Source organism: Oerskovia merdavium, assembly GCF_014836755.1.
GTDB classification, from domain to species: domain Bacteria; phylum Actinomycetota; class Actinomycetes; order Actinomycetales; family Cellulomonadaceae; genus Oerskovia; species Oerskovia merdavium.
This window is the reverse complement of the sequence record NZ_JACSQF010000029.1, coordinates 1-20,153: the sequence shown is the minus strand read 5'-3', so window position 1 is coordinate 20,153 and position 20,153 is coordinate 1. Positions and strand designations below refer to the sequence as shown.

The following is a 20,153-nucleotide window of genomic DNA, read 5'->3' as shown; positions in this document are numbered from 1 at the left end:
GGGTTCTAGGCGTTCACGGGCTCCTCGGAGACGGTGTCCGCGAGGCTGTCGGGGACGTGCGTGCCGTCGCCGAGCTCGTCGGCGTGGTCGTCGTCCGAAGTGCGCAGCGGGCCACCGTTGAGCAGCACCGACAGCGGCACCGGGACCCCGCGCACGTCGACCCCGGCGATCGTGGTCCGCGACTGGTAGCCGCCACCGATCAGGGTGCGCACCGGGGAGAGCAGTCTCTCGTCACGGGCCGCGGACCATGCCCCGGCAGAGGTCGTGCCCGAGGGCAGCAGGTCGCGGTAGTGGCGCGCGGCCTCGGTGAACGAGGTCCGCGGGTCGAGCATGACGACCTCTTCGCCGAGGCGGGGCCGGACCAGGGTTCCCACGCACACGCCCTGGGGTCGCAGGACGTCTCCGCCCATCGACCAGCCCAGGTTGCGGTTGGTGGCGCTGTACGGCTCTTCGCGCAGCGGCGGCGACATCGGGTCCAGGCCAGCGATGTGGGCACGGCCCGAGGCGAGCAGCCGCGAGACCGCCTGGATGGCGGCGGCACCCGGGGAGGACTCTGCACGGTCCGAGTGGGCTTCCATCATCAGGTCGACCATGTCGGACTTGAGCATCTCCAGCACGCCCTTCATGCCCAGGACTCCTGCCTCGGAGGCCGCGTCGCCCATGACCGACAGGCCCAGGGACAGGTCGGCGAGCAGCGCGGCGTGCCGCGAGGCTGCACCCTGGTCGGCGCCGCGGGACAGCAACTCGGCCTTGATCGTCTCGGTGTGCGAGTTGAGCTGCGCCTCGTAGTACTCGCGGACGTTGTCCCAGCCGAGCTCGGCTGACTGACTGGCCAGGTGCTGAAGGACGTAGCCCACGACTCGCGCCGGCGCCCCGTCCACGTCACGCAGACGCACCAGCTCGTCGGTCGCGTCCATTGGACCCAGCGCCCCGCGGTGCAGGCTCAGGGTCACCAGGCGGTCACGCACCGAGGACACCGTGTGCTGGTTCTCGGCGGTGATGACCAGCAGCGCGTGCGGGTCCGCGACGTGGCGGCTGGTCATGTCGGCGGTCATGCGTCGCTTGGATGTGCCGTTGTAGATCGAGCGGATCAGGTCGCCCATGCGACCTGCCTCCATGTCGGCGGTGCGCTGGTCGGCGGAGGGCGCGAGGTCGTCCATCACCCAGATCGGGGTGCGGGCTACCGCGTGCTCGGTCGAGGCCATGGTGTCCTTGGCTGCGCCGGGCAGTCGGTTCTCCGACCAGATCCCCGGGCGAGGCTGCCACCCGGCCATCACGAACGAGGCGGTGAACGACTTGCCGCCACCTCGGGCGCCGGTGATGTAGAGCGAGACCTGGGTGCGCAGCGGGATGCACGGGCGGATCATCGCAGCCAGGATGACCGCGGCCACCCCCTTGGACGTCCAGGCGCCGTTGGTGATGTACGCGGCGTAGACCGCGCGGAAGTCGGCCTGCACCTGGGCTGCACGAGCCTCGGGGCTCAGGTCACGGCTGGGGAACTGGACGCCGAAGCGCGAGGCCCCGGACAGGACCGACTCGTTGACGCCGATGCTCGCCGCCTCGAAGGTGGGGCCGTCCGGACCCACGACCTGCTCGCCGACGATGAAGACCGGGCTCGCGCCCTGAACCGGCACCCAGCCCATGCGCGCCCACGAGGTGCGCTCGACGGTCTCGGCGGCGCGGTGCTCCTTGACGGCCGTCAGCCAGTCCTCGCCCTTGCGGGCAGGCCAGTCGGGGCGACGCTTGACCGGTGCGGGCACGTGCGCCCCACGCCGGGTCCACTCGCGCGGGACCAGTTCGAGGATGTCGTCCGGGCCCGAGGCGACGGCGGTGTGCACCGCGCCGGAGTCCTCGTCCTTCCACGAGAGCTCGACCAGGGCACGCGAGAGGCCGACACCTTCGACGGGCGGGTCGAAGACCCCGGAGATCATCTCGGAGTCGGTGGGGGTGCGCTCGGTCTCGACCATCAGGACGCGCCCGGCGACCCGGCAGCGGGTCTCCCAGTGCGCGCCGGACTTGCCGCCGTAGTCGTTGGTGTCCTGGACGCACTCCTCGACGGTGTGCGCCTCGTCGTTCACGCGCCACTGCCCAACCTGAAGTTCCAGGGGCTTGGGTGGGCGCGGGGGCAGGCGGTCCTTGAGCAGGTCGAGGGCGTCGGACCACGTCTTGCCCATCGCGAGGAAGTCATCGATGCCGACCTTCTCGCCGTCGTCGGTGGCCTGGGTCGAGAGGTCGAGCAGGTGCACGTGCGCGGACTTCTTCGGTCCGGAGAGCAGGTCCCACAGGCTGTCGGCCTGACCCCAGACCTGCCACTTGTCCCCGACGTCGCCGTCGAAGCACACCAGGGAGTCGCGACCGCGCAGGTCCAGCGCCGCCCACTCGGGGTTGTTGTGCCAGTTGCCGACGCCCACGACCGCCACGACGAGCACCTGGTCCGCGTCCTGGATCTGGCTCATGAGGTCGTTCAGGCGTGCTCGCGCCGTGGTCGTGGAGCCGTCCTCGGGCCAGGTGAGTTCCTCGGGGCTGATGCCGGTTTCGAGGAGCATCGCGGTCAGGACCGAGTCGGCCTTGAGCAGGCCCTCGATGAACGCGACCTTGGGGGTGCCGGTCATCCACTCGTTCGGGACGCCGGGGTGCACGTCCAGGACGGTCTGGGACCCGGTCAGCTGCTCGTACTTGCGCACGTTGCCGGACTTGGGGTCGGTGCGGGCCACGGCGGGGCGGGCCTGGTAGGCGCTGACGTAGCCCTGGGCGTGGGAGGTCAGGGAGTGCCACGGCATGACGAGCGCGTCGCCGCTGGCGGCAAGGTCGCCGAGCTGCTTGGCCTGGGTGCTGCGCAGGTCGGCGCCCATCGTGTCGCGGACGTACTCGCGCACGTCGGCGGGGGTGACGCTGGCGTAGCCACGGGCTGCCGCGACCAGGGGTGCCACCGCGGAGGAGGCGAGCTTGTCCGCGCCGGAGCCGGTGATGCCGGTGACGATCTCGACCGTGCCGGTGCTGGTCGCTGCCCCTGCCGTGCTCGCGCCGGCCTGGGTCAGGTCGTCCATCTCGGTGCGGGCACAGTAGTCCCCGCCGGTCCACTGGGGCTCGATCGCGGTAGCAGTCATGCCTGGACCTATGCGCAGACCTCGCGACCGGCTCACGCGGGCGCGTGGGTGTGTGCTCGCGGGTAGGTTCCTGGGTGCGTGGGCGCGGGCCCGCTCGACCGGAGCCGTGGACCCGAATCTGGGAGCTCGGGAGGCCGATCGGGGCAGCTCCGGCGACGCGAAACAGCGTTTGCGCAGGTCAGGGCCGGTTTCGGGGCCTTGGCTCCTGGACTCACTCCTGCGACTCCGGGCACAATCACGGCCTCAGATCGGTGTTTGCGCAGGTCAGAGCGCGAAACGCTGAAAATCCAGTTACTCCGGCGCCTGTAGGACCACCATAGAGAGAGGGAGGTATCAACTTCCCCTACAAGGGAGAAGGGGTTGATATCTATAGCCCTAGTAGGTGTATCTATCTCTCGACGTGATTCTCATGAGTTAGATGATTATAGGGCCCTGACCTGCACCTATATCAATCCACTCGACCTCAGGCCGGGAGGAGTTCTGGAGTGGTGCTTTCCGGGCATAGTCGGACTAGGGCGTGTCCGGTGAATCGCGGAGCCAGAGGATGATCGCGGCGATGGTGAGTTCGGAGCGGTAGTAGGCGGCGCGTTTGGTGAAGCGGGTGGCCAGCGCGCGGAACTGCTTGAGCCGGTTGAAGCAGCGCTCGACGACGTTGCGGCCCTTGTAGATCTCGGTGTCGAACGCGGGCGGGCGCCCGCCTCGGCTGCCCCGACGTAGCCGGTGGCCGGCGTGGTCGGCCTTCTCTGGACTGGTGAACGCGATGCCCCGGGCGCGCATCGCTCGTCGGGTCGAGGGGCTGGAGTACGCCCTGTCGGCGAGCACCCGGTCCGGACGCTTGCGCGGCCGACCCGGCCCGTCACGCTTCACGGCGACCTGCTCCAGCAACGGCACCAGCTGCGGGTTGTCCCCGGCCTGGCCGGGCGTGAGGATCACGCTCATCGGCAGTCCGCGCCCGTCCGTGGCGAGGTGGATCTTGGTCGTCAGTCCGCCGCGCGAGCGGCCGAGTGCCTCACCCGCGAGGGCGAGATCGTTGACCCACCCTGTCTGACAGCCCCCTTTTTGCGGGCTCCCGCCGCATGGTGATGAGCCCGCACGTGCGTGGAGTCGACCGAGAACACCCACTCGACCTTCCCGACCGCGTCGTCCTTGACCTGCACCTGGTCCAAGATCTTGTCCCAGGTACCGTCCGCGGTCCACAACCGCAACCGCTCGTGCGCCGTCTTCCATGGGCCGTACTTGGCCGGCACGTCGCGCCACGGCGCCCCGGTGCGCAGCCGCCACAAGATCGCGTTGATCACCTGCCGGTGATCACGCCAGCGCCCACCACGCCCCGTCGCGACCGGCAGCAGCGGCTCGATCCGCGCCCACGCCGTGTCAGTCAGCTCACCACGCCCGACACCCACAACCCGGACATTACCGGACACATGCCAAGAACATTCGCAGGACAGGGCCTAGTTGGGGCGTCGAGGAGATCGAGGCCGTCACCGATCACGACGGCGAGACCGTCCGCGTCGAGGACTACGACCCGCAGGGCGCCTCCCTCGTCGAGCGCGACGCTGAGGCTCGCGCCCAGGCGTCCGCCGCCCAGGCTGAGCGGGTCGCTGAGAAGACCCGCGAGCTGGACGGGCGCACGGTGACCAAGGCGTGGAGCGAGGTCCGCCCCGGCGACCAGATCCTCGTCCCGTCCAACATCGGCTCCCTGCCGCCCGACGAACTGGGTGTCTACGCGGTCGAGGTCGCAGGTCCCGGCGCCCTGGGCGTCGAGCCCGGGTCCGTGATCGCGTTGCTCGACCGGTACGGGCTGCGCGTCGAGGTGCACGCACCCGACGACCAGGCGCGCGTCATGATCGAGCCGATGGACCCCCAGAACCCCGAGCTGTCCCCCGTCTCCGAGCGCATCACCGTCGGCCCCGCCGTGGTGCACGGCTCCTCCGGGCACCGGCACATCATGCTGCGCCTGGGCAAGGGTGAGCGCACGACGTACGGCCGCGCCCCGGTCGCCGTCCTGTACGGCTCGTCCTCCCCCACCTCCAACGGGATGGGGAACCTGGGCGCCTTCATCGACCCCCGCGAGGCTCGCGCCTACGCGGACGCTGCCCGCGTCGCGGCCGAGCACCTGGCCCTCGACGGCGGTCGCCGCGACTACGACGACGACGTCAGCACGGAGGTCTCCGACGAGGCCTACATGACCGCCAACCTCTCGCGCTGGGTGCGGTTCGCCCTCGGGACCGACATGGACCAGAACACCACCCAGATCATCCTGGAGCAGGAGAAGGGGCGCGGCTCGTACTCGGCCTGCATCAAGGACAAGGCGGCGATGCTCGCGCTCGTCGATCTGGCCGAGCAAGCCGCAACCTGGCTCGAAGAGCAGGTCGGGGTCCGAGCCTGATGCGCTGCGCCGAGTGCAAGAAGCGGACCGAGCACCTGGTCCGCGTGGCCAAGTTCGGCGGCGGAAGCTACAACCGTCCCGGCCGCTGGTACGACCGGAGCATCTGCGAGGACTGCCTCGACGACGGACTCCGGTTCGCCGACACCGAGATCGAGCGCATCGGGCGCGAGCCGAACCGCTTCGCCGGCATGAGCGTGTCGAGCCTGCGCAGGGCCAAGGCGACGCTCCTGGCCCGCCAGAGGCCCAACGAGCCGGCCGACGGAGCCTCGCGGGCTCCCTGACGCTCTCGGGCGCCTGCGCGCATAGGTGCAAGCATGGCCCGAACCACGCGCAAGCGAGCGACCCTGCGGTCCGTCCCGTCGATGTACGACCCGGACGTCGACTCGGCGCTGACGCACACCGCGGACCTGTTCGGGATCTGCCCCACCTGCTCGGCACGTGCCGGGAGCACCGTGCACTGGCCGTGCCCCAAGTCGCTGACCCTCGCCGGGCACGAGTCCACCCCCGAGCCGCCGACCGCCGCCTGACCCTTGTGCGAGCGCCCGGTCGTCCGGGGCCGCACTGAACCCGTCGGGGACTTTCCTCGCGACCCGCCCCACGAGCCGGGCGCAACGACCTCGGGCTGGCCGAGGTCGGCCGTGACGGAAGGCTCCGATCGTGACCACTACCTCAGTCATCGACCCCCGCGAAGTGCTGACCCTGATCCCGTACCAGCTCGGGTTCGCCCCCGACCACTCGATGGTCGTGATGTCGCTGACCAGCGACGAGAGCGGTCGCACGAGCTCGGGCACGATCCGCCGCATCGACCTACCCCCGACCGTGGACCTGGTGTCCCTGGCGGGCTGGGCCGCAACCGAGACTGAGCAGGCTGACGGGGTCCTGGCCGTGATCTACCTCGACGACACCGCCCGGGCGGCGCAGGCTGCCCAGATGCTCCGCCTGCGCCTGGACAACCTGCGGGCCGTGCTCGTGGTCACCGCCGACGGCTGGTTCGACGCCGAGGCCGACGCCCCGGACATCAAGCCCCTGCCGCAGGACGCCACCACCCGCATCGGCGCGGCCATGATCCTGCGCGAGGAGTTCTACGCCCCGACCCGCGAGACGATGATGGGCCAGCCCGAGATCGACTGACCCAACCCGCGGGCGCCGCCTCTGCTGCGACCGCCCACGACGCCAGCCACCACGACGCGGATCACCGCCGGGATTCACGCACCGGTTGTGGTTCGCGTCGTCTCGCGTTGCGCCACCGCCAGGGCCCGCGCGGCCCCGCGCAGTTCCTCGCGCCACGCCTGGGCCAGGTCGTCTTTCATCGCCGAGTAGTCGTACCCGCCGTAGTCGCCCTCCCCGGGCCGGTCGCCGGCGTTGACACCGAAGTAGTCCTCGATCTCGACGAGGGAGTTCGCGACGGCCTCCTCCTGGCTGGCCAGGTCCGGGTCGTCCTCGAAGCGCCGCGCGAGCTCGTAGGCCTGCTCGACCTTGCCCCAGTGCTCGCCGAACGCCTGCTCCTCGACGTCGGGCGCCAGCGCGCGCACCTGCTCGCGGGCCTGGGCCTTCCACTCCTGACCGGGTGCGGCGAGCTCGACGGCCTCCACGAGGTCCTCGATGTCGCGTCCGGCGCGGTCCTCGGGCGAGAGCTCGAACGTCGCGTACCGCCCCACGTTCGACCCGCCGAGGGAGTTCAGTCCCCCGGGCGCCTCGTCGACGGGCTTGGTCGCGAACTTGCCGTCACGCATCCTCGGCTGTGCCGTTGAGGCGTTCAGTGCGCCGCGCTCCGCGCGGTGCTCTGAGCTGGTGCGCGGGTGGTCGGCCTCGGTGTAGTCCATACCCGTGTGTTGACGGGGACCGCCCGGAGGGGCGCTGACCTGGCCGGTTGCCCGGTGCGCGCGGGCCATCGCGTTTTCGGACCTGGTGTCAGGGGGTCAGCAGCAAGGCTCCGACAATGTAGGTTATGCGACCCAGAATCCGGGCAGGCCCATCTCGCGCCGGCGGGGCGATCTCGGGGGCCGCGGAGCCCACGGGTCCGCTACCTTGAGCGCCATGAACGACGAACCGGCCCTGCGACTGTCCCCTGCCTGCCGCCACGACGTACCGGAGATCGCGGCGCTCGCTCGCGACCGGCTTCCGGAGATGACCCACCTGCACGATCCGGCGTGGCACCTCACCTCCCAACGCTTCGGCCAGGGCAACTACCCTCGCGACCAACTCTTCCTGGTCTTGCGCGCGGTGCTCGACGACGGCCGCGAGGAGCTGGTCGGGTTCGTGTGGGTCGACCCGGCGATGGCGACGGACCACGGCGTCGAGGAGCCGTGGTGGTGCATCAACGCCCTGGCCGTCGCCGAGCCCTACGCGCACCAGGGGCTCGGAGCGAGCTTGGTGGCGTCCGTCGAGAAGCGGGCCCGCGACGTCGGGGTCGTCTCGCTGTACGGCCAGTCCTACGAGACCTCCGCCGACTTCTGGCGCAAGTGCGGCTACTCCCTGACCGGCCTCGGCGGGGTGATCGCCTCCCAGGGGCCGGTGCCCGTGCCCGGCCGGGAGCCCAACGTGGTCGCCCTGAACGCCGAGCCGCACCTGCACTACTTCGTGAAGCAGGTCCCCGAGTCGCAGGGAGTGCGCCTGATGCGCGCGCAGTACGAGTCGTAGCCGCCGGGCACCTTGTCCCGGTTCGCTCCGAAACGGCGCGTCGGGCCCGGTGTCGGCCGCCGAGCCGCGATTCATGCCGGGTGGGAGGCGGTGGCTAGATTCGAGGTGTGGACCCCCAGGACGGCGCACTGATCGCCCACCCCAGCGCGCACCGGCCGGTCGAGACGATGGCCGTGAGCCCCGAGGCGATCGTCTACGCCCAGGGGGCCTTGGCGCCGAGCACGTGGGCCGCGTACACCGCGGACTGGGCGCGCTTCACCCGCTGGTGCCAGGACCAGGACGTGGACCCGCTGCCGGTCGGTCCGGCCGTGCTCGTGGAGTACATCGCCTCGCACGCCAAGCTCGTCGACGACGACGGGCGCCCGACGTACTCCCCCGCCACGATCAGCCGCTGGATCTCCTCGATCAACGCCGTGCACGCTCGCGAAGGCATGGCTGCCCCCGGTGCCCACCCGCAGGTGAAGGTCGTCCTGGCCGGGGTGCGGCGCCTGTCGGGTGCGGCCCGCCCGACCCGGCGCGTGGCGCCCCTGATGCGTGACGACCTGGCCCACGTGCTCCAGGTGGCGCGCGAGGGCACCTACCCGGGCGGGGTCCACGCCGCCCGCGACGCGTGCCTGCTGCTCTTCGGCTTCGTCGGGGCGTTCCGCCGCGAGGAGCTGTCCCGGCTGCGGGTCGCTGACGTCACGCGCCACCGCGACGACGGGCTGCACGTCAAGGTCCGCCGGTCCAAGACGGACCAGGAGAGCCGCGGTGCGGTCAAGGCGCTGCCGTACGGCCAGCGGCCCATCACGTGCGCTCCGTGCGCGTTCGTCCGCTGGGTTCACGTGCTCGACGCCGGGCACGAACGCGCGCAGGTCATGGCCGCGGTGTTCGAGGTCGCGGGCGGGGCGGGGCACGTGTGCCGCGCCCCGGAGTTCGAGGCGCACTCGCTCGACGGCGACCGCCCCCTGTTCCCCGTCGTGCACCGGTCGGGCCGAGTGCAGCCGGACGCCATGGGCGGGCACGGCGTGAACCTGGTGGTCAAGCGTCGGACCATGGCCGCGGGGCTGGACGCCTCCCGATTCGGGGGCCACTCGATGCGGGCGGGCTTCGTGACGCAGGCGGTCCGTGCGGGCGCGTCCTCGCTGGAGGTCATGCGCCAGACCCAGCACACGAACCCGGCGACCGTCGCGGTGTACTCGCGCGACAACGACCCCCTGGCCGGCAACGCCGTGACCAGGCTCGGCCTGTGACTCGGGCCGACCCCGGCGCCTGGGCGCTTTTCGTGGACTGGTGCACCGCAACCGGGCGCCGTCCGCTCCCGGCCCGGCCCGCGGACATCTCGGCCTTCCTTGCCCAGGTCCCCTCCGCGCCCAGCACGACGCTGGCCCGGGTGCGCGCGATCCGCGCGGAGCACGAGCGCGCCGGGCTGGTCCCACCACTACGTGCGACCCACGACGTCCCGCCGCCGGGCCCCTCGCGGGCGGGGTCCGGGTGGCTGGACCCCGCCGAGGCCATCGCGCGCTGCTCCCCCGGTTCGATCCGGGACCGCCGTGATGCGGTGATCGTGATGGCGCACCAGATGCTCGGGCTGACCGCCCGCCAGGTCGCCTCGGCGCGCACGCCCCCGGCTGCATGGGAGGTGGCCGGGGCGCCCCTGACGTCCGGGCAGGACGTGTGCCCCCGGTGCGTGCTCGCGCGCTGGCTGGTCGTCCACCGCGAGCTCGTCCCGCACGGTTCGCGGGGTGGGGCGCAGCACGTGGTGCGTCACGCCGGCGAGGGGCACGTGTGCCAGGGACCGGTGCCCGCCGTCGAGCCGGGCGCCCCGCTCCTGGTCGCCCTGGACCGTCACGGTCTGCCGGGCCAGGTTCCGATCTCGGCTCGCACCGTGGCCCGTGTGTGCGCCGCCCGGATGTCCTTGGACGCACCGGCCGCGCGCACCCGGCCCCTGGTCCCGTTCGACCGCGAGCAGGTGGGGCGTGAGCTCGACGAGCTGCTCGCCAGGCTCGACGAGGCGGTCGCGCTCATGGAGGCCTCGGTCGGCGCACACGAGGTGAGGTAGTGCGGCGCCCATGCGTCTACCCATGCGTCTACGGAGTTGATTCTGGACGTATCAGGATGCACGATCGGCACATGCACCCACCCCGAAGTCGTTGGAATCTCGCCGATTTTGGAGTCAGGACGATCGTGGGTCCACCCACTCGGGTGGGAGTTCGAATCCCACCCGGGGCACCTCTACGTCAGGCCCGTGACCTGCGGAAACACTCCGTCTGCCCCTCTCAGAGGGGCCAAATGTGGGTAACGATGTGGGTACCGTTTCAAGTAGGCATCCAGATGCACCCCGCAACGGCCAGGTGCTGTACGACACATCGCCGCAGTGGCGATGAGTGTGAGCACACAGAGCCGGGCACCTGAGACCGCCACCGAGTCCCGCGCCATCCCCCCGACGGGCGCGCGAGCCCGGCGAGCCCGTTTCCCAGGACGGTAGCGTGCTCTCGAACATCCGTGACCTGGGCAGTGACGTTCGAGCAGGGTGAGTGAGGAATCAGGTGGCAGCAGGGACGCTGGTCGACGGGCATCAGGTCCACGTGGACTTCTCACGATTCGAGCTGTCGGAACCTGGCACGTTCGACGGGTCAGAGCACCGCCATCACGTCGGGGGCCTGGCGCTGTACGCGCCCACCGGCGTGGCGATCTTGACCGGCATCTCCAGCGGGGTCGTCACGGTCGACGTGGAGGCTCACGACTGCGTCCCGGACGCCCCTGAGCCGCACTGGGAGGACTGCGTCGAGGTCAGCCTGGAAGCCGCCGACCTGACGCTCTCGGGCCCCGTGGACGAGAACCCTGTGAATCTGCCACCCCTCGACGGTCCGTCGCGGGTACGGATCCTTGCCCGCGGCCGGGGGCACAACCGCGACGGTGTCGACTTCGAACCGCGCGAGCAGTACCTCCTGCAGCTGTGGCCGGCGCAGATCCGCGCTGCGACGACGATCCGCACGACCAGCTCGGCAGCAACCAGCTGGGACCTGTCCTTGCGGCGCCAGACCCCGAGGGCTCACCCGGGCGTCGAGGTTTCCTTCCCGTCCCGATCGATCACCGACGACAGCGAGATCGCGAGCAACCTCAGGCAACAGATCGAACGCCACGCGCGCTGACCGGCATCTGCGCCGGCGCACCTGATGTGTCGAGCCCTGACCTTCGGCGCCACCGGGGTGCATCGACAGATCGAGACCGGCTTCAGCTTCCGTTCGTGAAGCGCGGGCCCTCCACGCTGGCGGGCTCGGCCGCGCCCCGCTCGAACCAGTCCAGCGCGAGCGCGACGACTGCGTCTGGCGCGTCGTCCGTGACGAAGTGGGCTGCGTCATCGATGAAGGCGAGCTCGAACCTGTCGGCGCACCGTTCATGGTCCCGGCAGATGCGCCGGACGGTCGGCTCGGCGAACGGTCCGTCTCGACGGCCGAAGGCGGTCAGGGTCGGCGGCTGCAGCCGCATCCGCTTGTACACGCCACGCAGGAGGCGCATCGACACCGGGATGACCATGCCGCGGTACAGCGCAGTGACCGCTCGCTCGACCTCACGTCGCTCGTGCACGCGCAGGTACGCCTCGATCGTGTCCTCCGTCAACGGCCGGGCCACGTACCGCGGGCTGAAGAGGTAGCGCAGCGACCGGCCTGTGCGATGCATCAGCAGCGCGGGCATGTGCGCGAACGCGGGCACCACCTGCGGAGTGAACTCCATGAACCCCGGAGGGACGGCGAGCTGCAGCATCGTGCGCACCCGTTCCGGGCTGCGGTAGGAGAGCTGCATGCCTGAGATGGCACCCATGTCGTGGCAGACGAAGTGCGCCCGGGCGAGCCCGAGAGCATCGAGCACGGCGACGACGACGTCGAGCTGCGACTCCGGCCCGAAGCGCGGATCCGCCGCTTCGGTCCAGCCCGACCCCCGCAGATCCGGGCAGATCACCCGGTAGCCGTGCGCAGCGATCGTCGGCGCGATGAGGCGCCACTGCCACCAGCGCTCCGGAAAGCCGTGCAGCATCACGACCGGGTCACCGGCACCGATCGAGGCGACGTGCGTGCGCAGGCCCGTCGTCTGGACCATCACGTGCTCGAACCCCGCCGCCTCAGGAAGCGGCGGAGACCAGGTGTCCCCGGCCGTCGTGTCCCGAGATCCCGGCGTGTCCATGAGGAGCCTCCTCCACCACCTCGACCCACTATGGTCGTAGTTCCATTGTGGATCGTCGACCACTAGATTCATAGTCCTCTAGGCTGGGAATCATGAACGAGACGCGGCGACGGGCCCTTGATGCCGCGGTGCGGCTCGTCGGCACCGACGGCGTACGAGCCCTGACGCACGGCCGAGTCGATGCGGCAGCCGGGCTCCCGCCGGGGTCGACGTCGAATCACTTCCGCACCCGCGCCGCCCTGGTCGCCGGAGTCATCGAGTGGATCGCGGAGAGCGAGCGCCAGGACGGCGGCGCCCCCGAGGAGATCCGGACGGCAGAGGATCCCTCTCGGATGCTCGTTCGGCTGATCGAGGTGCAGTCCGGACCACTGGCGGCGCGCACCCGCGCCCGATACGCACTGTTCCTCGACGCGCTCGACGAGGACGCCATCACCCCTCTGCTGCACCAGCGCGCAGTCTTCGAGGACTGGGTACGCCAGCTCCTGGTGAGGATCGGCGGGCCAAGGGCCGAGGCCGGAACCCTGCTCCTGATGGCGTCCTGCGACGGCCTGCTCCTTCACCGAATCACCGTCGATCCCGACGCGCCCATCACCTCGTCCGTCACCGCTGCGGTAGAGACGGCGCTGCGACCGGTGGGCCACTGACCGACTACTGACGGGACCCTGCGGGCGGCCAGAACCGATCGGTGCCGGCACGACCGCGGCGCCCGTCGGCTCTACTGCATCCAGGCATGCGCGCGACCGAGGAAGGACGGGACTTCACCGCGACCGCTTGGCACAGTATTTCCACGGCGGGCCGTGTCCCCCGCCTGCCCGTCGCCCAGACGTCGCCGTCGGCGCGTTCCCGACGCTGGGCAGCGCAGCTCGCCCCGTCGTCTCGAACGAACCGGACGAGCGCGACGGCGGGCCTCCCCCGGCAGCGGCCGGCTCAGTCGAAGACCGGGGCCAGGACCGCGACGAGCCACCACCCGACGAGCACGACGAGCGGCCCACCGGCCACGGTCAGGACGACCATTCGACGACGACTTCTCGGGGCCAGGCCGATGCTCGCCACCACCAGAGCGACGACGGCCCAGCTCGCAAGGATCCAGCTGTGCACCAGGAGGATCAGGCACCCGGTGGCGAGAACGAGCGATGCTGCCACGGCCGCCAGGAGGCTGCCGTCGTCCGGCTCGTCCGCCGGCGGAACGGGATGCGGCAAGCTCATGGTGCTCCTCGTGGTGCGGTCGACGAGAACGCGTCGAACCATGGCGTGAGTCTCCCACGGGGCGCCACGCCGGTCGAGACCTGCGCCTGTACCGCACGTGCGGTACGTGGCCGAACAGGATCGCGACCTCCGGCCGAGGTGCGCGACCGCCGGACGCGGCATCGTCGAAGGTGATCGGCACGAGGCGGTGCCGAGCACCGAGATGAGCCCGCACCCGAAGGAGCCCCGCATCATGACCATCGCCCCCTCCCGGCACGAACCGGTCACGGCACCCCGCTCCGGTGATCCTGTCGACGCTCCCCCGGTCGGCCAGCTCCGCCACGACCTGCTGTCCGGTCGGTGGTGGTGGTCACGCCAGACGTACGCCCTGCACGGCTTCGAGCCCGACGACGTCACGCCCACCACCGAGCTGTTCCTGGCCCACCGCCATCCGGACGACCGTCCCGACGTCGCCAAGGCTCTTCGGCGCGCAGGCGAGGACGGCGCTCCCTTCACGAGCGTGCACCGCATCGTGACCGCTCGTGGACGTGAGCGGACCGTGTGCCTCGTGGGTCAGGGGCGCATGGATCGCGCGACCCGTCGGGTCGTCGAGGTGATGGGCTACCTGACCGACCTGACCGCCCCGCTCGCGCGCCGGGCAGAGGCGCTGGCCCAGGATCAGGTCCGTGCGGTCGTCGAGAATCGTGCCACGATCGAGCAGGCGAAGGGCATCGTGGCGCTCACGTGCGACGTCAGCGCGAACGAGGCATTCAGCGTGCTGCGCGCGGCGTCGAACGACCACAACGTGGCACTGCGCCGGCTCTCGGGCTGGGTCGTGGCGCTGGCCGAGGAGCTCTCGCCGCCCGAGGACTGCCGCCGATCGGTCAGCGAGCTCCTCGAGCACCCGCGCGCACCGCGTCGCGGACGGGAGTGACCGGGGACGGAAAGACCTTCGCCCCCTCCCGAGCAGCTGGAGGGGGTCGGCTGCTCGGAAGGGGGCGAAGGTCGGCTGTCAGACGTCAGCGCCGACTGGCGTCCGCTCCGACGTGGCGACGGACGAGTCCGCCTTGCGGTGCCGCAGCACGCGGCGGGTCACCATGAACCCGCCCGCCAGGACGAGCAGACCGATCAGCACCGTCGCGCCGATCTGGATGTAGACCCAGGTCGGAGGCGTGTAGCTGACGGTCGCGCCGGGGGCGAGCCCGTTCATGGCGTTGGAGTTCGCGACCGTGAACAGGATGTTGTGCGTCGCCTCACGGATGTCGCTGACCGCCTTGGCCGAGGTCGTGTCCACGAAGGACTTCGACGGCTGGAACGTCAGCGTGAGGTCCGTGCCCGCGCTGATGCCCTGGTTCGGGCTCATGTACGGGTACAGGTTGAAGTCCGAGATCGCGAAGCCCTCGAAGCCCCACTCGGTGCGCAGCACGTCCGTCATGAGCGCCTCCGAGCCGCCGGCCCAGGTGGCACCGATGCGGTTGAACGAGCTCATGATGCCGCCCGCGCCGATCGTCGTCTCCGAGATCGTGCCCTCCGCGTCCGACACGTACTGAACGTCCATGGAGATGTTCTTGACGGCCATCTCGAACGGCTTGAGGTAGATCTCGCGGATCGTCTGCTCGGTCGCCCACGTGGCGATGCCGTTGTTGACGCGGTTGGTCTCCTGCTCGTTGAGCGCGAAGTGCTTGAGCGTGGTGTACATCCCCTTGCTCGCCGCCCCGTTGGCCACCGAGGTCGCCATCGCGCCGGAGAGGAACGGGTCCTCCGAGTAGTACTCGAAGTTGCGACCACCGAACGGCGAGCGGTGCAGGTTGATCGCCGGGGCGTACCAGCCGTTGATGTCCTTGAACATCGCCTCGTTGCCGAGCATCTCGCCCATCGCCGCACCGAGCTCGACGTCCCACGTCTGCGCGATGAGGAACTCCGACGGGTAGGCGACGCCGTTGATCGAGGAGTTGATGAACGAGGAGAACCCGGCAGGTCCGTCGGGCTCGACGGTCTGGGGCTTGGCGATCGAACCGATCGCGGCCGTCTGGTAGGCACCGTTGAGCAGCATGCTCGTCATGTCACCGACGGCGATCGAGTCGAGCAGCTCGTCCCACTTCGGGTCGTCCTTCGCGAGGCCGCGCATGTCGACGAGGGTCAGGTCGGTCTGCGCACCGGTCGTGGGCATCTCGCCGTCGAACGCGGCCGCTGCGGCGTCGGCGTCCCAGGGCTGGAAGCCCGCCTGCACGGCCTCGTCCGCGACGAGCATGTCCGCGGTCGGGGCCTTCGGGAAGGTCCCTGCGAAGTCCGCGCGGGACATCATGAGGATCTTGCCGTCGGTCGGCTCGGAGCTGAACTGCGCCGAGACGTCGTCGAACTGGTTGGTCACCTCGGCGAGGTCCGTCGAGCGGTGGTTGTCGCCGGAGTACACGACGTCGGAGTCGACCGTGTACGTGATCGGCTCGGTGCCCGGAGCGATCGTGTGGGAGTCGGTGCGCAGCGTGATGGCGTAGTCGCCCGCCTCGAGGACGTACGCGGCCTCGTCGAGGTGGTCGTAGGAGGCCATCTCCTCGACCGCGAGGTCGATCGTGACGGTCTCGCTCGCGCCGGGCTCGAGCAGACCGGTCTTCGTGAAGCCGCCGAGCACGACCTCCGACTTCTCGATGCCGCCGGCCGTGTACGGCGCGCTGTAGTAGAGCTCGACGACGTCCTTGCCAGCGGTCGTCCCGGTGTTGGTGACCTCGACCGTGACCGAGATCTTCCCGTCGACCGCACCGGCCTCGGTGGCGACGACCTTCCAGGAGAAGTCCGTGTAGCTCAGGCCGTACCCGAACGGGTAGACGACGGCCTGGTCGTAGTCGATGAAGCCCTCGGCCGCCGCGGTCTCGTAGTAGCGGTACCCGAAGTAGATGCCCTCGGCGTAGTTCACGAACGGTGCGTCAGAGGTCAGCGTGGCGTTCGACGTGGCCTTCTCGATCGCGGGGACGGGGAACGACGCCTCGATGTTGTCGTAGACGAAGCCGCCGAAGTTCGCGAACGTCGGGTCGGCCGTGAAGTCCGCGGCCCACAGGTCCGAGGTGCGACCGGACGGGTTCACGTCGCCGGCCAGGATGTCGCCGAGCGCGTCGAGGCCCGTCGCGCCGGGCGAGCCGGCGAGCAGGATCGCGTCGACCCCGGGGTCGTCCTGGAGGTCGCCCATCTCGACCGTCGTGGAGGCGTTGACCACGACCACCACGGTCTCGAAGCTCTCCTTGGCGAGGGCGATCAGGTCGCGCTCGTCCTTGTTGAGCTCGAGCTGGTGCTGGCCCGGCTCAGCGTTCTCGTCCCAGTCCGCCATGTCCTGCGTGAGGTCACCGCCCTCGCCGCCCGGACGGCCGACGTAGACGATCGCCGCGTCGGAGTACTGCTCGAACGACGCCGCCTGTGCCTCGTACTCGCTCACCGGCAGCTCGCCGACGTAGTAGCTGGAGATGTCGGGGCGGTCCATCTCGATGTAGCCGCGGGGGTTCTCGGCGGCGAACGCCTCGATCGTGGTGAAGACCTGGTCGTTGACCTCGAACCCGGCGTTCTCCAGCCCGTCACGCGCAGTGACGGCCGAGTTCGTGTCGACCGACCCGGAGCCCGAGCCGCCGAACACGGGGTCCGCCGCGGCGCGCCCGAGCATGGTGACCCGCGCGCTGGGAGCGATCGGCAGGGCGCCGGCCTCGTTCTTCGCCAGGACGATGCCGCCGGCCGCGATCTCCTCGACGAGGGTCTTGGCCGCTGCGTCGACGTCCTCGATGCTGTCGAAGTCGGCCGTGTAGTACTCGGTGTCCCAGCCTGCCGACTCCTCGGCGTTCGTGAACTCGTACGTCCCGGACCCGAACTGGGACGAGACCCAGCCGCCGGCGACGTTGAGGCCCACGTTCGCGACGACCGTCACGACGGTCACCGTGGCGAGCACGGGGGCCCAGATCCACAGGTACTTCTTGTTCGACATCGGCTTCTTCTGCCGGTCGGCGTTGTTCGCCTTGGCGTTCACTGCATTCCTCCTCGAGTGCGGGCAGCGATCAGGTCATGGGGTCGCCGGCTTGCGCCGCGGACGTGACGCACTGCCAGCGTCTCGTCGTGATTGGTCGACAGCCCGGTCCCGCGGACGTCGTCTGGCCAGGGACCGGGCGGTGCTCCGTAGAGCTACTCCGAGACCTCGGAGATCTTTCCGTCCTGGTCGATCTGCCAGGTCTGGCCGGTCGCGGCCGAGTCGCCCTCGATCGTGAACTTGCCGTCCTTGATGTCGACCGTGCCCTGGACGCGCGAGGCAGCCTCCGAGGGGACGAAGGGCACCACGAGGAGGCCGTACTTGACGGTCGGCGCCTTGACGTCGCTGGCAAGCATAATCTGGGCCCAGGAGTCGTCCTCGGCCAGGGCGTCCGTGACAGCCGTCTTGGCGTTCTCGAGGTCTTCCTTGATGTCGACGTCGGCGGACTGCTCCGCGGAGGTGTTCGCCCCGGATGCGCCGTCGTCGCTCCCGCAGGCGGTGAGCCCGAAGAGCCCCGTCAGGCCCAGCACGACGCCGAGACCGGTGGTCAGCACCTTGTTCTGCTTCACTTCTGCTCCTTGATGTTCTCTGGCCACGAGCACGTCCCGCGGCCGTACGGGTGTACCGGGGCGCCCACAGGACGCCCCGGTACGCGGGCAGCCGCCGGCACTCACCGCCGGCTGCCCGTGCGGTGCCGTCAGTCGGTGATCGGCCCCGCGTAGTTCAGGCCGAAGCCGTAGTCGTAGACGTTGCCGTCGGCGTCGGTGTAGGGCGTCATGTCCTTCGAGACGTCCTCGAGCTGTGCCTCGACCGTGTTCATGTCGATCGGGAACTGGATCGGCAGGCGGCCCTGCGGCTCGTAGAGGCCGAGCGCGACCTCGATGAGCGCCTCGTCGGAGGTGCCGAAGCCCACGACGATCGCGTCGGACGCGGCCTCGAACTCTGCCGGGACGACCGGGTTGATCGCCTTGAGGACGGTGATCACCGGGATGTCCTTGCCGCTGGCCGCGATGGCGTCCTGGGCCCGGACGAACGCATCCAGGTCGGACTCGTTCGCGATCTTCGAGGTGTTGCCGAAGTACGAGCGGTTCTGCTTGGTGCCGTCGGCCAGGATGTCGCCCGAGAGGGAGACCTTGCGGACGTTCTCACCGTCGGCCGTGTACGGGCGGTACTGCAGCGACAGCGGGTACCAGGTGTCGTTCTCCAGGTCGTGACCGATGTTGGAGAAGTTGCCGCCGTTGTCAGGAGAGTCCATGCCCACGAGGACGAGGTCGACGTCGGTGAGGTCGGGAGCGGTGTAGCTCGTCACGACGCCCTCGGCGTCGGTCACGGCCTCGTCGGTGACGACCTTGCCGAAGTACTTCTCAGCGGTCTCGACGTCGATGCTCGGGGCCTCGGTGTACTCGCCGGGACCGAACGCGCTGGCGAAGCCCGTGTTGAAGTTGCGCGGGATGTAGACGGTCTTGTCCTTCCACGCCGCGGCGTCGGAGGCCGAGATGGTCTCGCCGTCGTTCTTCAGCATGACGACCGAGTCGAGCTGGGCCGCGTAGCCCGCCTCGACCTTGTCGTCGCTCGCCAGGGTCGCCTTCGACTGCTCGAGGTCGAGGAACGGGTTCTCGTACAGGCCCGGGTTGAAGAACATCGTGAGGATGCGCGCACCGGACTCCTGGAAGCGGGTCAGCGCGTCCTCCTCGAGCTCTCCGGCCTCGAACTTCTGCTGCCACAGGTCAGCGGCCTCGAGGATGTGCGTCGCGTCGTTGACGCCACCGAACATGTCGTGGCCGGTGCCCAGCACCTTGAGGTAGCGCTCGGCCGGGGTGAGCGCCTCGGCGCCCCAGGCCATGCCGAACATCTCACCCTCGTCGTCGGCGCCGCTCATGACGCCCCAGTCGGTCACCACGACGCCCTCGTACCCGGCGTCCTTGCGGAGCTGGTCCATGCGGTCCTGGTCGTACGCAGTCCCCATGCGGTCGGTGAACTTCGGCTCGCCGTTCGCGTCGAGGGCGATCGAGTAGGCGGTCATGACCGCGGCGGAGTCGAGCGAGCCGAGGAACGCCTGCTGCTGCGCCGCGATGTTGTCGCCCGGGTAGACGCCGTACTTGCCGGCGTCGGTGTGCCCTTCGCGACCACCTTCACCGGGGCCGTCACCGGACCAGTGCTTGATCATCGCGTTGACGGACTCGGGCCCCCACTCGTCGGTGCCCTCGCTGCCCTGGTAGCCGTCGACGTAGGCTGCGGCGAGCTCGGTGTTCTGGTCGGCGTCCTCGCCGAACGTGCCGCCGACACGCAGCCAGCGCGGCTCGGTCGCGAGGTCGATCTGCGGCGACAGCGCCGTCGTCAGGCCCAGCGCACGGTACTCGGCCGAGGACATCTCGCCGAAGTTCTTGGTGTGCTCCGGGTTGAACGTCGCGGCGAGACCGAGGTTGGACGGCCAGCGCGAGATGTCCGCACCCTCGGCGTTGTAGCCGCCGGAGCCCGCGGTCGATCGCGGGTCGGAGGCGAAGTTCACGGGGACGTACGGGGTGCCGTCAGCCGCAAGGGTCTCGGTGTAGGCCTGCATCGCGTTCGCCCACTTGACCGTCGCCTCGGCGTCGCTCGCTCCGGCGTGCAGCACGTTGCGCAGGTTGGAGTCCTTCAGGTACTCCTTCTGGGCGTCGGTGAGCCCGTC

The 20,153-nt window shown here is 70.1% G+C and carries 17 protein-coding genes and 1 pseudogene; 10 read left to right on the top strand and 8 right to left on the bottom strand.

Going from position 1 to position 20,153, the window contains the following annotated elements; genetic code table 11:
- Window positions 1–5: 5 nt before the first annotated feature.
- Both H9641_RS19020 and H9641_RS19015 read right to left on the bottom strand, forming a co-directional pair.
- Window positions 6–3,107: a hypothetical protein gene (locus H9641_RS19020; RefSeq protein ID WP_191805978.1), complete on the bottom strand. Its 3,102-nt coding sequence runs from the start codon at window positions 3,105–3,107 to the stop codon at window positions 6–8.
- A gap of 510 nt (window positions 3,108–3,617) precedes the next feature.
- Window positions 3,618–4,510 (bottom strand): annotated as a pseudogene (locus H9641_RS19015) (IS5 family transposase).
- A gap of 230 nt (window positions 4,511–4,740) precedes the next feature.
- Between H9641_RS19015 and H9641_RS19010 the strand changes: the two are divergent.
- From H9641_RS19010 to H9641_RS18995, 4 genes are all read left to right on the top strand, one after another.
- On the top strand, window positions 4,741–5,496 hold the full coding sequence (locus H9641_RS19010; protein ID WP_191805976.1) for a hypothetical protein: 756 nt from the start codon (window positions 4,741–4,743) through the stop codon (window positions 5,494–5,496).
- Window positions 5,496–5,777 carry a hypothetical protein gene (locus H9641_RS19005; RefSeq protein ID WP_191805975.1) on the top strand — a complete coding sequence of 94 codons (282 nt, stop codon included), beginning with the start codon at window positions 5,496–5,498 and terminating at the stop codon, window positions 5,775–5,777. Before H9641_RS19010 ends, H9641_RS19005 begins: the two co-directional genes overlap by 1 nt.
- Window positions 5,778–5,810: 33 nt before the next feature.
- Entirely contained in the window at window positions 5,811–6,023 is a 213-nt protein-coding gene (locus H9641_RS19000; protein ID WP_191805974.1) for a hypothetical protein, read from the top strand.
- A 130-nt stretch (window positions 6,024–6,153) separates the two neighbouring features.
- Window positions 6,154–6,627, top strand: coding sequence for a DUF4192 family protein (locus tag H9641_RS18995; protein WP_191805973.1), 474 nt, complete (start codon window positions 6,154–6,156; stop codon window positions 6,625–6,627).
- A gap of 74 nt (window positions 6,628–6,701) precedes the next feature.
- Here the strand turns inward: H9641_RS18995 and H9641_RS18990 are convergent, their stop codons facing one another.
- Window positions 6,702–7,229: a hypothetical protein gene (locus H9641_RS18990; RefSeq protein ID WP_225220731.1), complete on the bottom strand. Its 528-nt coding sequence runs from the start codon at window positions 7,227–7,229 to the stop codon at window positions 6,702–6,704.
- A gap of 304 nt (window positions 7,230–7,533) precedes the next feature.
- Between H9641_RS18990 and H9641_RS18985 the strand changes: the two genes are divergently transcribed.
- The 4 genes from H9641_RS18985 (at window position 7,534) to H9641_RS18970 (ending at window position 11,270) form a co-directional block, all read left to right on the top strand.
- Window positions 7,534–8,136 carry a GNAT family N-acetyltransferase gene (locus H9641_RS18985; RefSeq protein ID WP_191805971.1) on the top strand — a complete coding sequence of 201 codons (603 nt, stop codon included), beginning with the start codon at window positions 7,534–7,536 and terminating at the stop codon, window positions 8,134–8,136.
- Window positions 8,137–8,243: 107 nt separating this feature from the next.
- Window positions 8,244–9,368, top strand: coding sequence for a site-specific integrase (locus H9641_RS20850; protein WP_191805970.1), 1,125 nt, complete (start codon window positions 8,244–8,246; stop codon window positions 9,366–9,368).
- Window positions 9,365–10,177, top strand: a complete 813-nt coding sequence (locus tag H9641_RS18975; RefSeq protein ID WP_191805969.1) for a hypothetical protein — start codon at window positions 9,365–9,367, stop codon at window positions 10,175–10,177. Before H9641_RS20850 ends, H9641_RS18975 begins: the two co-directional genes overlap by 4 nt.
- A gap of 487 nt (window positions 10,178–10,664) precedes the next feature.
- Window positions 10,665–11,270 carry a hypothetical protein gene (locus tag H9641_RS18970; RefSeq protein WP_191805968.1) on the top strand — a complete coding sequence of 202 codons (606 nt, stop codon included), beginning with the start codon at window positions 10,665–10,667 and terminating at the stop codon, window positions 11,268–11,270.
- Window positions 11,271–11,352: 82 nt separating this feature from the next.
- On the opposite strand, the gene H9641_RS18965 is transcribed toward H9641_RS18970, so the two are convergent.
- A complete protein-coding gene (locus tag H9641_RS18965) occupies window positions 11,353–12,216 on the bottom strand; it encodes an alpha/beta fold hydrolase (RefSeq protein ID WP_225220730.1) in 864 nt (287 codons plus the stop codon).
- Window positions 12,217–12,392: 176 nt separating this feature from the next.
- Here H9641_RS18965 and H9641_RS18960 point away from each other — a divergent pair, with 176 nt between their 5' ends.
- A complete protein-coding gene (locus H9641_RS18960) occupies window positions 12,393–12,944 on the top strand; it encodes a TetR/AcrR family transcriptional regulator (RefSeq protein ID WP_191805966.1) in 552 nt (183 codons plus the stop codon).
- A gap of 283 nt (window positions 12,945–13,227) precedes the next feature.
- Here H9641_RS18960 and H9641_RS18955 read toward each other — a convergent pair whose 3' ends face one another.
- A complete protein-coding gene (locus H9641_RS18955) occupies window positions 13,228–13,506 on the bottom strand; it encodes a hypothetical protein (protein WP_191805965.1) in 279 nt (92 codons plus the stop codon).
- Window positions 13,507–13,738: 232 nt separating this feature from the next.
- Here H9641_RS18955 and H9641_RS18950 point away from each other — a divergent pair, with 232 nt between their 5' ends.
- Window positions 13,739–14,419 (top strand): PAS and ANTAR domain-containing protein, encoded by a 681-nt coding sequence (locus H9641_RS18950; RefSeq protein ID WP_191805964.1) that lies wholly within the window; start codon window positions 13,739–13,741, stop codon window positions 14,417–14,419.
- Between the two features lie 78 nt (window positions 14,420–14,497).
- Here H9641_RS18950 and H9641_RS18945 read toward each other — a convergent pair whose 3' ends face one another.
- The 3 genes from H9641_RS18945 to H9641_RS18935 form a co-directional block, all read right to left on the bottom strand.
- Window positions 14,498–17,488, bottom strand: coding sequence for a glycoside hydrolase family 3 C-terminal domain-containing protein (locus tag H9641_RS18945; protein ID WP_191805963.1), 2,991 nt, complete (start codon window positions 17,486–17,488; stop codon window positions 14,498–14,500).
- Between the two features lie 152 nt (window positions 17,489–17,640).
- Window positions 17,641–18,054 (bottom strand): hypothetical protein, encoded by a 414-nt coding sequence (locus H9641_RS18940; protein WP_191805962.1) that lies wholly within the window; start codon window positions 18,052–18,054, stop codon window positions 17,641–17,643.
- A gap of 128 nt (window positions 18,055–18,182) precedes the next feature.
- The coding region (locus tag H9641_RS18935; RefSeq protein WP_191805961.1) for a glycoside hydrolase family 3 N-terminal domain-containing protein at window positions 18,183–20,153 on the bottom strand (1,971 nt) is incomplete at its 5' end.

Excerpts from the sequence above, each read along its gene's own strand:
- H9641_RS18950 (WP_191805964.1), top strand. The coding sequence starts at position 13,739 with ATGACCATCGCCCCCTCCCGGCACGAACCGGTCACGGCACCCCGCTCC.
- H9641_RS18955 (WP_191805965.1), bottom strand. The coding sequence starts at position 13,506 with ATGAGCTTGCCGCATCCCGTTCCGCCGGCGGACGAGCCGGACGACGGC.
- H9641_RS19020 (WP_191805978.1), bottom strand. The coding sequence starts at position 3,107 with ATGACTGCTACCGCGATCGAGCCCCAGTGGACCGGCGGGGACTACTGT.
- H9641_RS19000 (WP_191805974.1), top strand. The coding sequence starts at position 5,811 with ATGGCCCGAACCACGCGCAAGCGAGCGACCCTGCGGTCCGTCCCGTCG.
- H9641_RS18965 (WP_225220730.1), bottom strand. The coding sequence starts at position 12,216 with ATGGTCCAGACGACGGGCCTGCGCACGCACGTCGCCTCGATCGGTGCC.
- H9641_RS18960 (WP_191805966.1), top strand. The coding sequence starts at position 12,393 with ATGAACGAGACGCGGCGACGGGCCCTTGATGCCGCGGTGCGGCTCGTC.
- H9641_RS18985 (WP_191805971.1), top strand. The coding sequence starts at position 7,534 with ATGAACGACGAACCGGCCCTGCGACTGTCCCCTGCCTGCCGCCACGAC.
- H9641_RS18990 (WP_225220731.1), bottom strand. The coding sequence starts at position 7,229 with ATGCGTGACGGCAAGTTCGCGACCAAGCCCGTCGACGAGGCGCCCGGG.
- H9641_RS19005 (WP_191805975.1), top strand. The coding sequence starts at position 5,496 with ATGCGCTGCGCCGAGTGCAAGAAGCGGACCGAGCACCTGGTCCGCGTG.